This window comes from Polynucleobacter sp. Fuers-14 (genome assembly GCF_018882045.1).
Classification (GTDB): Bacteria; Pseudomonadota; Gammaproteobacteria; order Burkholderiales; family Burkholderiaceae; genus Polynucleobacter.
The window spans coordinates 1-427 of the sequence record NZ_JACVPG010000043.1; the positions used below are offsets into that span (position 1 = coordinate 1).

Consider the following 427-nt stretch of genomic DNA (forward strand, 5'->3'; position numbering starts at 1 on the left):
GGCATCCTCTCTATTTCTGCAGAGGCTAATTTAGGAGCAACCCCATCTAGCGTAACTGCTAGCTCAATCACCATTAATGGCGGTACATTACAAGCTACAGCAACACTATCTCTCTCCAGTAATCGGGGAATCACCCTATCTTCTGCAGGAGGCTTAGCAGCTACTAGTGGTAACACTTTGACTGTAGCAGGGGTAATGACTGGATCAAGTGCGCTAACGATTAATGGGGCCTCTCAAACAGGTACCGTCATACTCTCAGGCACCAACACCTACACTGGCAGCACTACCATTACTGGCGGCATCCTCTCTATTTCTGCAGAGGCTAATTTAGGAGCAACCCCATCTAGCGTAACTGCTAGCTCAATCACCATTAATGGCGGTACATTACAAGCTACAGCAACACTATCTCTCTCCAGTAATCGGGGAA

The 427-nt window shown here is 47.8% G+C and carries 1 protein-coding gene; it reads left to right on the top strand.

All coding sequences use genetic code 11. The features are described 5' to 3' along the window. A partial coding sequence (locus ICN40_RS11630; protein ID WP_216244154.1) for an autotransporter-associated beta strand repeat-containing protein occupies positions 1-427 on the top strand: 427 nt, incomplete at both ends.